Raw genomic sequence first — 14,242 nt, forward strand, 5'->3', positions numbered from 1 at the left:
TGGCTGGGGGACTAGGATTCGAACCTAGACAGGCAGAGTCAGAGTCTGCAGTCCTACCATTAGACGATCCCCCATTGCCGGGATCGGGCGAGCCTAGAAGGTTCGCCGAAGCGCGGGTCATAGCAGCAGCATTTGGTCTTCGCAAGGCTTGCTATTGCGCCACTTTAATTGCCTGGCGGCATGCCTGGCCAACGTTCCGACAGCTTGTCTTGGCGTCGTCGAAAGCTATTTCGCTCGTCTCCTTTAAAGGCGCATGTCGTCGGCTTCGATGCGGTCAACGAAACTCCGACGCATGCTTTAGCGGCCGGACCGATGGCAGAGACATTTCCTCGACCGGGGCAATATGCGCGGCGGCTCCAGCATTTGGCCGATGAACGCCCGGCCGTGCCGCCTGCGGGAGATGCAAAATGAGGCGCGATGCGGCGGAGCTTTACGTTGATCAGTGACCTGATACACTCGCCCCAACTGAGGTCCAGATTAACTGCCTGAAGAGCACGGCTGCTTTTGCGGCAAGCCGCGTCATACCAGGTTCTGGAGAAATGATTTGAAGCCTGAAAATTCAGGTCCTGACGCTCCGGGTGACGTCGAGCGGCCGGTCCAACCCGACAACTCCGACCTTGAAGCACCGGCGCCGGCCGAGGCTGGATTTCTGAATAACAACAATCGCGATCAAAGGCCCGAGATCGGCCCGCAGGGCGAGACCTTTCCAGTCGCGCGTGGGCAGCCACTTCGCGCTGGGCAACGGCACGCCGCTGCACCACCAGCCGGGGAGTCGGCTCGCGGCAATGACCCGGTCTACGGGGCCCTCGATCTCGGCACCAACAACTGCCGGCTGCTCGTTGCACGCCCCTCCCGTCGCGGCTTCCGCGTCGTTGATGCATTCTCGCGCATCATCCGGCTCGGCGAAGGCGTCAGTCAGACGGGACGGCTCTCCGACCAGGCGATGGCTCGCACGATGGAGGCGCTCGGAGTTTGCGCCGACAAGCTGCATCGCCATCACGTTGCGAGATCGCGCATGGTCGCGACCCAGGCCTGCCGCATTGCCGCCAACGGGCCGGCGTTCGTCAACAGCGTCAGAGAGAATTTCGGCCTCGACATCGAAGTCCTGACACCCGAAATCGAAGCCCGGCTTGCGGTTGCCGGCTGTGCTACGCTGATCGATCCGGACGCCGATATGGTCCTCGTCTTCGACATCGGCGGCGGATCTTCGGAGATTATTTGGCTCGACATGACACGGCTCGGCGCGCGCCGCGACCTGCTGTCCGGCCGCTCGGACGTCAACGACGCAATCGTCGCCTGGGAATCGCTGCCGGTCGGGGTTGTGACGCTCGCCGAGAATTTCGGCGGCCGCAATGTAACGCCGGAAAGCTTCGCGGCGATGTCGGATGCCGTCACCCAGCTGCTCGCGCCGTTCGAGGCGGCGCACCACTTTCGCGAGCGTCTTGCGGAACGATCCGTTCATCTCCTTGGAACATCGGGTACCGTCACGACGATTGCCGGTGTTCTTCTCGGCCTTGATCGCTATGATAGGAAGCGCGTTGACGGTATCTGGCTGAACGTGCCGGACATCGACGACGTGACGGCGCGCCTTCTGGCGCAAAGCTACGAGGAGCGCGTGATGCAGCCGTGCATTGGCCGGGAACGCGCCGACCTCGTGCTTGCCGGTTGCGCCATTCTCGATGCCATTTTGAAGCTCTGGCCCGCCGAGCGGTTGCGTGTAGCGGATCGCGGGTTGAGAGAAGGCATTCTAATGCGCTTGATGATGGAAGATGGCGTCTGGCGCGCAGGTCGCCGCCGGCGCGGACGATCGCGGCGCTCAAGCGATAGGTTCTCGGCGTGACGGATAAAAAGGAAAGCGGCGGCAAAGGCGGCGGGCGCAGCAGCTTGAGCGGCGGACAGCGTCAGCTTCGCGTTGCCGTCAAGACAGCGCGCAAGCGCTCCGTTTCATCCGCGCGCTGGCTCGATCGTCAGCTGAACGATCCCTACGTCACCGCGGCAAAACGGGAGGGACTTCGGTCCCGCGCGGCGTTCAAACTCCGGGAAATCGATGCCCAGTACAATTTCCTGAAGCCGGGTCAGCGGATCATCGACCTTGGCGCCGCGCCGGGCGGTTGGTCGCAAATTGCGGCCGAGCGCGCCAAGGCGACCGACGGCAAGGGCCAGGTGGTCGCCATCGACTATTTGAGCTTCGAGCCGATCGCAGGCGTCGACATCATCGAGATGGATTTTACCGATCCGGCGGCCGAAGACCTGCTCAAGTCCCGTCTTCGCGGCGGACGCGCCGACGTGGTGCTCTCCGACATGGCGGCGCCAACCATCGGGCACGCGAAAACGGATCACATCAGGATCATGGGATTGGCGGAAACCGCAGCCGCGTTTGCCGCCGATGTGCTTGAGCCGGGCGGTGTTTTTCTCTGTAAGGTCTTCCAGGGCGGTACCGAGCGCGATTTGCTCGCCGCGCTGAAGCGCGATTTCACGACTGTGCGCCATGTGAAGCCGCCGGCAAGCCGATCGGAAAGTTCGGAGCTTTACGTTTTAGCAACGGGATTTCGGGGCGGCAGCGCGTCGAACGGCATCACCTAAGGGATGCGACGCCACCTTGATGTGAGACTTCCGAAGGGTTGGGCTCCGCCGAGACCATGGCCGCCAGCGCAGTAGCTTTTCTGCAGGTTGCTAGACGTCCCCGCTGCTGCTCGAGCGCGTCGAACTCGCCTGCTGTTTGGAGAAGGTCTTCCGTCTGCAGCCTCGGCGTGCCTGGCGACAGAGTGAGTCGCGAGTCGCAGCGCGCTTGCGCCCAAGCAAGCGCCGCAACGGGACTGAGGTTGTTGCCATGCCAACGCTGCACTGCGGGAAGAGGGTCGATTCCAGCCAGCGACGAACAGACTGTCATTACTCCAGCTCCGGCGAGAAAGAACCCGCCCAACGTCCGCGCAGCGACGATCATCCCGAATCCAATTGCGAATCTCATGGGGGTTCACACCCCGTGCCCGGAATGTCCCAGGATTGCGCGACAGGCATGTGACGGGCCGCAACCGCACGGTGGATTGCCTTGGCCACGTTGGCCCCGCACCACCCCATTTGACGCGGCAAACGCCGCTTCCAAGCGCTGTACCTTGGTGCTATAGACCGCGCGACAATGTTCCGCCCCAGGGGGCTAGAACGTGTCGCCCCCCAGAATTTGGAGAAGTCCGCATGACTTCGAGCCTATCGGCGCTCGATTCGAGCGTTGCGCTTACTTTCGACGACGTTTTGCTCGTACCCGGTCCGTCCGATGTGATGCCGGGCCAAGTGGACGTCTCGACGCAGCTCACGAAGTCGGTGCGGCTCAATATCCCGCTGCTGTCGTCAGCCATGGACACGGTCACCGAGGCCCGCCTCGCTATTGCGATGGCGCAGGAAGGTGGCATCGGCGTTCTGCATCGCAACCTTTCGATCGATGAGCAGGCGCGTCACGTCGCACAAGTCAAAAGATACGAAAGCGGCATCGTTCTCAATCCGGTCACCATCTCCCCGCGCAAAACCTTGGGAGACGCTCTGAAGCTGATGGCGGAAAAGGGAATTACGGGCGTGCCCGTCGTCGATGGCGCAACTGAAGCGGCGGACGGCAGCGCCGGTAAAGGCAAACTCGTCGGCATTCTGACAAACCGCGACGTAAGGTTTGCCACTCGCGACGATCAGCCGGTTTCCGAGCTGATGACCAAGGACAGCCTAGTGACGGTGAAACGCAACGTTCCGCAGAACGAGGCGAAGCGTCTCTTGCACCAGAACCGCATCGAAAAACTGATCGTAGTTGATGACCAGGGCAACTGCATCGGCCTCATCACGGTCAAGGACATCGAAAAAGCGGCGAGGCATCCCTACGCGTCGAAGGATGCTCAGGGTCGCCTGAGGGTCGCGGCCGCAACGACGGTCGGAGAAGATGGCCACGAGCGCACCGCGCGGCTGATCGAAGCCGGCTGCGACGTGATCGTGGTCGATACCGCACATGGTCACTCGGCGAAGGTGATCGAAGCGGTTGCCCGCATCAAGCGGTTATCGAACGCTGTGCAGGTGATCGCCGGCAACGTCGCGACGGCGGATGCAACGAAGGCCCTGATCGAAGCGGGTGCCGACGCCGTCAAGGTTGGCATTGGTCCGGGTTCCATCTGCACGACGCGCATCGTGGCAGGTGTCGGAGTGCCTCAACTCACTGCCGTCATGGAGTGCGCGAAAGAGGCCGGTCGCTCGGGTGTGCCGATCATCGCCGACGGCGGCATCCGCTTTTCCGGCGACATCTCGAAGGCGATCGCAGCAGGCGCGTCCTGCGTCATGATCGGGTCGCTGCTTGCCGGCACCGACGAAGCTCCGGGCGAGACGTATCTCTATCAAGGGCGCACCTACAAGTCGTACCGCGGCATGGGCTCGGTCGGGGCGATGGCACGCGGCTCGGCGGATCGCTACTTCCAGGCCGAAGTCCGCGATACTTTGAAACTCGTGCCGGAGGGCATCGAGGGGCAGGTGCCCTACAAAGGCTCCATGGACGCTGTAGTGCATCAGCTCGTCGGCGGCTTGCGCGCCGGGATGGGATACCTCGGGGCGCGCACGATCTCCGAATTTCAAAAGCGCGCCAAGTTCGTGCGCATTTCGCCGGCCGGGATCCGCGAAAGCCACGCACACGGCGTCCTCATCACGCGAGAGAGTCCGAATTATCCGGGGTCGGGCGTATAATCTGATACGTTCCTGCTCGTTTCACCCTTGCGCGAGGCCTCGATGACGGTTGTCGATTTCCTGCTCCCGGTTTTTGTGCTGATCGGGCTGACGTTCGTGCTGCTTTTCATTATGGCGCGCGAACGCGTGGGCAGCCTCAGACGTGGTGAAGTCAAAACCGAGGACATTGCGCTTCGGGAACCGAACTGGACCCCCCGCGGCACGCAGTACGGCAATGCCTTCCACAATCAGCTCGAACTGCCGATGCTGTTCTATGTGCTGATCGCCTTCATACTGATCACCAAGGCGGAAGATGTACTGCTGTTGATCCTGGCATGGATCTTTGTCCTGTCGCGCATCGTCCATGCATTCATTCATACGACCGGTAACGTGGTTGACCGGCGCTTCATGGCCTACAGCGTCGGCGTGCTGGTGTTATTACTCATGTGGGTGATCTTCGCCGCCAAGATCGTGACCGGCGCTTGAGATGATCGTAACATGAGGCCAGGTGCTCGGATCGCGGCGGCGATCGAGGTTCTGGAGACAATTCTCCACCGCTATCAGCCCGTCTCAATTGCGCTGACCGACTGGGGCAAAGCTCATCGCTTTGCGGGTTCCGGCGATCGTAATGCCATTGGTGGGCTCGTCTACGACGCGCTCCGGCGGCGCGCCTCGCTGGCCTGGGCGCTGGGCTCCGATACGCCGCGGTCGCTTGCGATCGGTGCCGCATCCTCCGCCCTCGGTCTCTCGCCGGAAGAGGTTATTGAGGCCTGTGACGGAGCCGATCATGCGCCGTCGCCGCTCTCGGACGTCGAGCGCGCCGGGCTGACGCGATCGCTCGATGATGCTCCGGATGCCGCCCGCGCCGATATGTCGGAGTGGCTCTGGCCGTCATTCGCCCGCCAGTTCGGCGACGGCGCCGTTGCCGAAGGTCAGGCGATGGCGCGGCGGGCACCAGCCGATTTGCGGATCAACACGCTGAAGTCGACGCCGGAAAAGGTTCTGAAAGCTCTCGCGGGATTTGCGGCGGAGCCCACCCCGTATTCACCGATCGGTATTCGAATTCCGGCTCCAACCGGGGCTCAGCGGACGCCGAACCTGCAGGCCGAGGCGGCATTCCAGGCCGGCTGGTTCGAAATCCAGGACGAGGGATCGCAGATCGCAGCGCTGCTTTCGGGCGCCGGACCGAGGAAGCAGGTACTCGACCTCTGTGCCGGTGCCGGCGGCAAGACGCTGGCGTTGGCGGCGCTGATGCAGAACACCGGGCAGCTCTACGCTTATGACGCCGACCGCCACCAGCTGAAACCGATCTTTGAGCGCATCAAGCGGGCGGGCGTGCGCAACGTGCAAGTCCTGCGCGCCGGCGACGAGAAGGCTCTCGAAGCACTGGGCGCCCGGTTCGATGTCGTTATGGCGGATGCTCCCTGCACCGGCTCCGGCACATGGCGCCGCCGCCCCGACGCGAAGTGGCGACTGAAGCCGGAGGCACTGGCTGCGCGGATAACGGAGCAGCGCGCTGTGTTGGCGCGCGGCGCCGAGTTGGTGAAGCCGGGAGGGCGGCTCGTCTACGTGACATGCTCAATCTTGCCGGAGGAAAACACCGAGCAGATCGCCCTTTTTCTCAAAGGCCGGGCGGACTTTCAGTTACTGCCCACCGCCGAAGTCTGGGGCACCGGAATGCCGGGCGAGCCGCCGCCATCTGCGAACGGCCATGCCGATTCATTGCTGTTGACGCCGGCGCGTCACGGCACTGACGGCTTCTTCATCGCCGTCCTATCGCGAACGGTCTGATCGAAGTTTCTGTGGATTGTACGTACGGAGAGCAGTTGCGATCGGGTCGTCTCGGCCGAACCGCGCCGGCTTGGCGCTCGCATTTTGCCGGTAATCCGTGGGCGCAGCCACGATCCCGGTCAGGAAATTGATCGGCGCTCGATCACGCAATTGCCTATTTTTCGCCGTTGACATCGCACGCCGCGAAACTATGTGATGCGGGCGTTTGTCGCCGCTTGTCGGCAAGACGAGGGATAGGTGCCATGGTTCGCTTTTTGCGTTCGCGCCGCGCCCGCGCTCATGAGGCCCAATGCGAGGTCAATGAATGAGCGGCAGGCCCCATTCCTTCCTCTCTCCCAAATGCGTCGTCCATCCAGCACCGAACCGCGGCGGCCACACCGTCGTCGCCCGCGAGACGATCGCCAAAGGCGAACTCATCGTGGTATGGAGCGGCACGCTCGTTTCCGGCGAAGAATTGAGCGGAATGCCCGCAACCGTCCGGCGGTATTCGCTACAGGTCGAGGAGGACCAGTATCTCGTCTCGCTATCGGACTGCGAGCCGCCGGATTACGTCAACCACAGTTGTGATCCGAACTCCGGACTTTCGGGTCAGATCACGCTCGTCGCGATGCGCGACATCAGCTCAGGCGAAGAGATCACATATGATTACGCGATGAGCGACGGGTCACCCTATGACGAGTTCACCTGTTCCTGTGGCTCGCCGCACTGTCGCGGCCACGTCTCCGGCGATGACTGGCGGCGCTCCGAACTTTGGCGCCGGTATGCGGGATATTTCTCACCCTATCTGCAACGCAGAATTCTTGCCGCCGACGCCTTGCGCGCGATCACGGCCAAGCGGCGCCGGGCATCGCGCAAAGCGCTTTCGCAGCCTGTCGTCGTACCCGGTGAATAGCCTCAGCTATGTCCGATCAACGCCCGCGCCCAATTTAAGGGCAACGTCGGCGTCGAAGACGCGGTAATCGCAGGTGAGCTCTTCACCTTTCTTGATGTCGCGCGTCGCAACATCATGGCCTTCGATCGCCCCCTTCACGTGGATTCCGGCCGTGTTTGGCACAGCTGCGTGATTCATGAACCGCGCATTGTCGACGCAGAGAATATAGAGGCCGCTTCCTGAGTCACGGTAAGTGTGGTCGCGCAAATTCGACCGCGCCGGTTCCGGCAGACGATCGATCTCGCCCTGCGTCAGCAGCAGGTCATAACCCGACATGAATTGCCAGGTCACGGTGCCCTTCGGGATGTCTTGATCGGCGAAGAGGCCGATGCCGGCAATATCGCTCGGTCCAAGCCGTGTTTTGACCATCAGCATGATTGGATGCCCTGTTTCCCCGACCTTGCGGCCACGAGCACACTGATTGACCCGAGGCCGCCTTCTGCGTAGCAAGCCGTGTCCTACCCCGCCATGGGCAAATTGGGAGCGTCGTTACCCGGCAGCCGGCCGGCGTCCCTGTCGCAGGCCGTGCTGCAACCGGCGGCGTTGCAGGGAATGCCGTGATCGCGTAGGGGAAGGCTCGAATAGGAGAGTCGCCCCGACTTGACCGACGCTGTTCTCATCATTGATTTCGGAAGCCAGGTGACGCAGCTCATCGCGCGGCGCGTGCGCGAATCGGGCGTCTACTGCGAAATTCACCCTTATCAAAATGCCACCGAGGCTTTTGCCAAGCTGAAGCCGAGGGCCGTCATCCTCTCGGGCGGGCCCGCGTCGGTGACCGAGGCCGGCTCCCCACGAGCGCCGGACGTCGTGTTCTCGTCCGGCGTCCCGGTGCTCGGCATCTGCTATGGGCAGCAGGCGATGGCAGAGCAACTCGGCGGCAAGGTCGAAAGCGGACATCATCGGGAGTTCGGACGCGCCTTCCTCGCTGTTGCCACGCCGAGCCCGTTATTCGATGAGGTCTGGTCACCCGGCGCCCGCTATCAAGTCTGGATGAGCCACGGCGATCGCGTCACGCGCCTGCCCGAAGGTTTTGAAGTCATCGCGACGAGCGACAACGCGCCGTTCGCCGCCGTCGCCGACGAGGCGCGCCATTTCTACGCCGTGCAGTTCCACCCCGAAGTCGTTCACACGCCGGACGGCGCCAAGCTGATCGCGAACTTCGTGCACAAAATCGCCGGCCTAAAATCCGATTGGACGATGGCAGCGTACCGCCGCGAGATGATCGCCAAGATCAGGAAGCAAGTCGGCAAGGGCCGGGTCATCTGCGGGCTTTCAGGCGGCGTCGATAGCGCCGTCGCGGCCGTGCTCATTCACGAGGCAATCGGCGATCAGCTGACCTGCGTGTTCGTCGATCATGGCCTGATGCGGCTCGGCGAAGCGGACGAGGTTGTCGGCCTATTCCGCGATCACTACAACATTCCGCTCGTCCACGTTGACGCCTCCAACCGCTTTCTCGATGCGTTGACGGGCGTTTCGGAGCCCGAAGCCAAGCGCAAGGCGATCGGCAAGAATTTCATCGACGTCTTCGAGGGGGAAGCGAAGAAAATCGGCGGTGCTGAATTTCTCGCCCAGGGCACGCTCTATCCCGACGTGATCGAAAGCGTGTCGTTCACGGGCGGCCCATCGGTAACAATCAAGTCGCATCACAACGTCGGCGGCCTGCCCGAACGCATGAACATGAAACTGGTCGAGCCGTTGCGCGAACTTTTCAAGGACGAGGTTCGCGCCCTTGGTCGCGAGCTTGGTCTTCCCGAAGCCTTCGTCGGACGGCATCCGTTTCCCGGCCCTGGCCTTGCCATCCGAATCCCGGGTGAAATCACGCGCGAAAAGCTCGACGTGCTGCGCAAGGCCGACGCGATCTATCTCGACGAAATTCGCAAAGCCGGTCTCTACGATGCGATATGGCAGGCTTTTGCCGTGTTGCTTCCGGTGCGAACCGTCGGTGTGATGGGAGACGGCCGCACCTACGACAACGTGCTCGGTCTCCGCGCTGTCACGTCTGTCGACGGCATGACGGCGGACTTTTTCCACTTCGACATGGCCTTCCTCGGTCAGGTCGCGACCCGCATCATCAACGAGGTACGTGGCGTCAACCGCGTCGTCTACGACGTAACGTCGAAACCGCCGGGCACAATCGAGTGGGAATGAGCTGGATTTCCGCCACGCAAATGGGACGGGCGATTTTCAATCCAATATCATTATTCCATTTCTGAAATCTTCGCTTTGCCTTCAACGGCACGCAAGCCGAGCATATGGCAGATCGCGTAGATAAGATCGGCGCGGTTCAGCGTATAGAAATGAAATTCCGTGATGCCATGTTCCGCCAGATCCAAGACCTGCTCGGCGGCGATCGCCGCGGCAGCGAACCGGCGCGTCTGCTGATCGTCTTCCAAGCCCTCGAAGCGGCGAACGACCCAGTCGGGAATGCCCACGCAAGACTTGGCGGCGACGCGCGCAATTTCGCGGAAGTTATGAACGGGCAAAATTCCCGGCACGATCGGGATGCCGATGCCGCTTGCGCGTGCCCGATCTAGAAATCGGAAAAATACCGTGTTGTCGAAAAAGTACTGGGTGAGCGCGCTTGTGGCCCCCGCATCTATTTTTGCCTTCAACGCATCCAGATCGGCTTCGAAGGACAGCGACTCGGGGTGTTTTTCAGGGTGAGCCGCGACGGTGATTTCGAACGGGGCGATCGCCTTGATACCCGCGACGAGGTCTGCGGCATTGACGTAGCCGTCATGCGCGGGAACGAAGCGTTCGTCGGCTCCCGCTATTGGATCGCCGCGAAGAGCTACGATGCGTCGTACGCCAAGCTCCCAATACTTGCGGGCAACCTCGTCGATCTCGTTACGCGATGCCGAGACGCAGGTGAGATGGGCCGCGACGTCAAGCGAGGTCTCTTTTAGAATTCGTGCCACAGTCGCGTGAGTGCGCTCACGCGTTTCGCTGCCGGCGCCATAGGTGACCGAAACATTGGTTGGCCCGAGTGGCTCGAGCCGCCTTATCGAACGCCAAAGCGTATCTTGCATCGCAGACGTCTTGGGCGGAAAGAACTCGAATGAAACCCGGATGTTTCCGTTGCCGGAGAAGCGGCTCGTGCGTTCTTCAGGCCATACTTGAATAAGATGATGGGGCTGCCGCCTGCGTTGTGTCTCAGCACTGTGCATCGCCCGATCCATCCTCGCTCTAATCTTCGAAGACCGTTTGGTCCCGAGGTCCAGTCAGGAAGTTGGGTCCGGCATGCCCTGTCCAGGCCGGAACGCCGATTGGCTTGACGGCACGATCGCCAAAGCTGCAGCTCAGTATGTTTCCAACCATCGCCTTAGCCGCCATGCAGTTTGAGAACGTGGCCCGCCAGATAGAGCGAGCCGCAAATGAGCACGCGTTTCGGACGGCTCGATGCCGTTCGAGATTGCAACAGCGCGTGCCGCACGCCGCTCGTCATCGCTGCCTTGAAGCCTTCGTTCGCAGCAATCTTCATCAACGACGAGGCAGAGAATGCGTTCGGCTCGCCGGGTATCGGGACGGTGTAAATACGGTCGACGAGCCCCTTGAATGGAGCAATGACGGCCTGCGCGTCCTTCGTCTCCATCATCCCCCAGATGAGGTGGACCGGGCCCGGCTGTTGCTGGCGCATTTCAGCCAGCGCGCGGGCAATTGCCTGAGCGCCGCCGGGGTTATGTCCCCCGTCCAGCCAGATCTCGCTTCCTTCGCGAACGTAATTGTAGAGCGCGCCTGGGGGCAGGCGTTCGAGCCGTGCGGGCCATACGGCCTGCGTCAGTCCGCGCTCGAGTGCCTCATTGGTCGACTCGCTCCCGAACATGATGTTCGCGGTGGCGATGGCTGCGCCAGCGTTATCAATCTGGTGTCGGCCGTGAAGACGCGGCAACGGAAGTTCGATCTGCTGCGCCGCCGTTTGAAAAATCAACTTCCCGCCGCGCTCGAACGCATCGAAGTCGCGCCTGAAGATATGCAACGGGGCACCAATCTTAGCGGCGCGGGCTTCGAGGACCTTTAGTGCTTCTGGTTCTTGGCGCCCTACAACGCAAGGAACTTCGGCCTTGAGAATGCCCGCCTTCTCGCCGGCGATCGCCGCGAGCGTATCGCCGAGAAAAGCGACGTGATCGATGGAGATGGGCGTAATGGCGGTTGCCAGCGGCTTGTCCACGACGTTGGTGGCATCGAGCCGTCCCCCTAACCCCGTTTCGAGCAGCAGCAGATCGGCTGGAGTTTCCGCGAAAGCGAGAAACGCCGCGGCCGTGGTGATCTCGAACAAGGTGATCAGCTTGCCGCCATTGGCCGCTTCTGCACGGAGGAGGCAATCGGCGAGCCGATCTTCCGCGATCGGTGCGCTGCCTGAGGGGCCCGCTAAAACGATCCGCTCGTGGAATTTGACGAGGTGCGGCGAGGTATAGACGTGCACCCGCTTTCCGAGCGATTCCGCAATCGCTCGGAGAAACGCGATTTGTGAACCTTTCCCGTTTGTGCCGGCGATATGAACGACCGGCGGCAAACGGCGCTCGGGGTGACCGAGCGAGGCAAGCAGGCGCTTGATACGATCCAGCGACAGATCGATCGACTTCGGGTGCAACCCCTTTAGCCGCTCGAGAAGCAACGTGCTGGATAGATCAACGTCGTTATTTTCTTCAAATATTTTCAGATACATATTTGTACACGTTATCTTTGAGTTTACGTCCCTCTTCGAGAAGGGCCGAAATTTGCGATGACGTTTTTGATTTGAAGTCTTCGTCTTTGATGGACGGAATATTTATTTCCACATTCATGATCGCGCCTTCGAGCCCGGCGAACGCCTGTTGAGACGCAACACCGAGGTCGCTGAGCGCGTTGGAATTCGATTTGCCGATCAGCTTATGTGTGAGGTGCAATACGTCGCGACATTCTTTGGCTATTCCAAGCGGAGATTGGACAGCCTCTTTATAGCCGGACTGAATCGCCGCCGTTCTTGCCTTCTTGTCTTCGTCAGTTTCTTTCGGGAGTTTGAACGCGGCCATTACGCCATTGAATGCTTCTGTATCTAAATCTATTCGCTTCAATAGGCCGCTCGACAAGGCCACGGATTTTTCGAGGCATTCCGTCAGCGTGCTATTGAATTGTTCGTACTCTTTCCTGCCTATGCTCAATCGGCAAACCATTGAAACAAGGTCTGCGCCAAGGGCGCCGGAAAGGGCTGCAACGCTTCCGCCGCCGGGCGCGGGAGCATTCGATCCCAATACCCTGGAAAATTCCTCAATCGATAGTTTTACAAGCATTGGCAATCTCCCTACGTTTCGTTTGTTTTTCCGCTTCGCCTTTTTCTCGGCTCCGCGCAAACTATTTCGAGATATTAAATCATCGATTGCGTCGGTAATCAATCGATTAATTAGATTAGCGTCAGAGCTAAAACAATCCCTCGATTTGACCTTGGTCATTGAGATGTATTGAATTCGCAGACGGTACACTCGGCAATCCCGGCATTGTCATGATTTCGCCGGTGACCACGACAATGAATTCCGCGCCTGCCGACAGGCGTAATTCACGGATCGGCACGATGTGGCCGGTCGGTGCTCCGCGGTTATTCGGGTCGGTCGAGAAGGAGTACTGCGTTTTTGCCATGCACACGGGAAACTTGCCAAAGCCGCCCTTTTCCAACTCCTTGAAACGAGCTTCGATGGCGCCGTCGCACGCGATATCAGCGGCACGGTAAATTTTCGTCGCGATTGTTTTCACCTTATCGCGCAGGGTCATGTCTTCGGGATAAAGCGGATGGAATGCGGCTTTGCCGGCGTCGATCATCTGAACGAGATGCCGAGCGAGCGCTTCGGTGCCCTTACCGCCCTCTGCCCAATGCGTGCATAAAAACGCCTGCGAGCCCATGCTCTCGGCCGCTTTCACAACCTGCTGCACTTCTTCATCAGTGTCGGTGACGAATTTGTTGATTGCTACGACCACGGGCACGCCGAACTGGTTCAGGTTTTCGATGTGCCGCTTCAGGTTCTCGCAACCCTTGGCAACCGCCGCGACGTTTTCGGGCTTGAGATCGTCTTTGGCCACACCACCGTGCATCTTTAGCGCTCGTATCGTTGCGACAAGGACCGCTGCAGCCGGCGCCAAACCGGCTTTACGGCACTTGATGTCGAAGAATTTTTCTGCGCCAAGGTCGGCGCCGAAGCCTGCTTCCGTAACGACGATATCGGCGAGTTTGAGCCCGGTTTTTGTCGCCAGCACCGAGTTGCATCCGTGCGCGATGTTTGCGAATGGCCCGCCGTGGATGAACGCCGGATTGTTTTCAAGCGTCTGCACCAGGTTCGGCATCAGCGCGTCCCTGAGCAGTACGGTCATCGCCCCTTCGGCTTTGAGATCGCGCGCCCGCACCGACGCCTTGTCACGCGTATAGCCAATGATGATGTTGCCCAGCCGCCGCTCGAGATCTTTGAGGTCCATGGACAGGCACAGTATCGCCATCACTTCCGACGCGACGGTGATGTCGAAGCCGTCTTCGCGCGGATAACCGTTCGACACGCCACCCATCGAGTTCACGATCGAGCGGAGGGCGCGATCGTTCATGTCGAGCACGCGCTTCCAGGTTACACGGCGGCTGTCGATGCCGAGCTTGTTACCCCAATAGATGTGATTGTCGATCAGTGCCGACAGCAGATTATGCGCCGATGTGATCGCGTGAAAGTCGCCGGTGAAATGCAGGTTGATATCTTCCATCGGCACGACTTGGGCATATCCACCTCCCGCGGCTCCGCCCTTCATGCCGAAGCATGGGCCGAGCGAGGGCTCGCGAAGGCAGCAAATGGCCTTCTTGCCGATGCGATTGAGGCCGTCCGC

Annotated in this window: 12 protein-coding genes and 1 tRNA gene; 7 read left to right on the forward strand and 6 right to left on the reverse strand. The window is 60.8% G+C overall.

The window, feature by feature from the left end; genetic code table 11:
- A tRNA-Gln gene (locus VN623_RS04530) sits at positions 1-74 on the reverse strand.
- A gap of 470 nt (positions 75-544) precedes the next feature.
- On the opposite strand from VN623_RS04530, the gene VN623_RS04535 reads away from it, so the two are divergent.
- From VN623_RS04535 to VN623_RS04560, 6 genes are all read left to right on the forward strand, one after another.
- Complete coding sequence (locus VN623_RS04535; protein WP_325568569.1) at positions 545-1,840, forward strand: Ppx/GppA phosphatase family protein; 1,296 nt, start codon at positions 545-547, stop codon at positions 1,838-1,840.
- Complete coding sequence (locus VN623_RS04540) at positions 1,837-2,583, forward strand: RlmE family RNA methyltransferase (protein ID WP_325568571.1); 747 nt, start codon at positions 1,837-1,839, stop codon at positions 2,581-2,583. Before VN623_RS04535 ends, VN623_RS04540 begins: the two co-directional genes overlap by 4 nt.
- A 609-nt stretch (positions 2,584-3,192) precedes the next feature.
- Positions 3,193-4,707 (forward strand): IMP dehydrogenase, encoded by a 1,515-nt coding sequence (guaB, locus tag VN623_RS04545; RefSeq protein ID WP_325568573.1) that lies wholly within the window; start codon positions 3,193-3,195, stop codon positions 4,705-4,707.
- 42 nt (positions 4,708-4,749) lie between these two features.
- Positions 4,750-5,172 carry an MAPEG family protein gene (locus VN623_RS04550; RefSeq protein ID WP_325568575.1) on the forward strand — a complete coding sequence of 141 codons (423 nt, stop codon included), beginning with the start codon at positions 4,750-4,752 and terminating at the stop codon, positions 5,170-5,172.
- 12 nt (positions 5,173-5,184) lie between these two features.
- On the forward strand, positions 5,185-6,477 hold the full coding sequence (locus VN623_RS04555; RefSeq protein WP_325568577.1) for an RsmB/NOP family class I SAM-dependent RNA methyltransferase: 1,293 nt from the start codon (positions 5,185-5,187) through the stop codon (positions 6,475-6,477).
- A gap of 304 nt (positions 6,478-6,781) precedes the next feature.
- The gene (locus tag VN623_RS04560) at positions 6,782-7,369 is read left to right on the forward strand and encodes an SET domain-containing protein (RefSeq protein WP_325568579.1); all 588 of its coding nucleotides are present in this window, start codon (positions 6,782-6,784) and stop codon (positions 7,367-7,369) included.
- Positions 7,370-7,375: 6 nt separating this feature from the next.
- Here VN623_RS04560 and VN623_RS04565 read toward each other — a convergent pair whose 3' ends face one another.
- The gene (locus tag VN623_RS04565; protein WP_325568581.1) at positions 7,376-7,783 is read right to left on the reverse strand and encodes an SET domain-containing protein; all 408 of its coding nucleotides are present in this window, start codon (positions 7,781-7,783) and stop codon (positions 7,376-7,378) included.
- A gap of 225 nt (positions 7,784-8,008) precedes the next feature.
- Here VN623_RS04565 and guaA point away from each other — a divergent pair, with 225 nt between their 5' ends.
- Positions 8,009-9,556 carry a glutamine-hydrolyzing GMP synthase gene (gene guaA, locus VN623_RS04570; RefSeq protein WP_325568583.1) on the forward strand — a complete coding sequence of 516 codons (1,548 nt, stop codon included), beginning with the start codon at positions 8,009-8,011 and terminating at the stop codon, positions 9,554-9,556.
- Between the two features lie 50 nt (positions 9,557-9,606).
- On the opposite strand, the gene metF is transcribed toward guaA, so the two are convergent.
- From metF to VN623_RS04590, 4 genes are all read right to left on the reverse strand, one after another.
- The gene (gene metF, locus VN623_RS04575; protein ID WP_325568591.1) at positions 9,607-10,530 is read right to left on the reverse strand and encodes a methylenetetrahydrofolate reductase [NAD(P)H]; all 924 of its coding nucleotides are present in this window, start codon (positions 10,528-10,530) and stop codon (positions 9,607-9,609) included.
- Between the two features lie 200 nt (positions 10,531-10,730).
- Positions 10,731-12,074 (reverse strand): folylpolyglutamate synthase/dihydrofolate synthase family protein, encoded by a 1,344-nt coding sequence (locus tag VN623_RS04580; RefSeq protein WP_325568585.1) that lies wholly within the window; start codon positions 12,072-12,074, stop codon positions 10,731-10,733.
- A complete protein-coding gene (locus tag VN623_RS04585; protein ID WP_325568587.1) occupies positions 12,055-12,837 on the reverse strand; it encodes a cyclodeaminase/cyclohydrolase family protein in 783 nt (260 codons plus the stop codon). The genes VN623_RS04580 and VN623_RS04585 overlap by 20 nt, the downstream gene beginning before the upstream one ends.
- Positions 12,806-14,242: formate--tetrahydrofolate ligase (locus VN623_RS04590; protein ID WP_325568589.1), on the reverse strand; the 1,437-nt coding region annotated here is incomplete at its 5' end. The genes VN623_RS04590 and VN623_RS04585, both read right to left, overlap by 32 nt.

This window comes from Hyphomicrobium sp. (assembly GCF_035572195.1).
Taxonomy (GTDB): domain Bacteria; phylum Pseudomonadota; class Alphaproteobacteria; order Rhizobiales; family Hyphomicrobiaceae; genus Hyphomicrobium_B.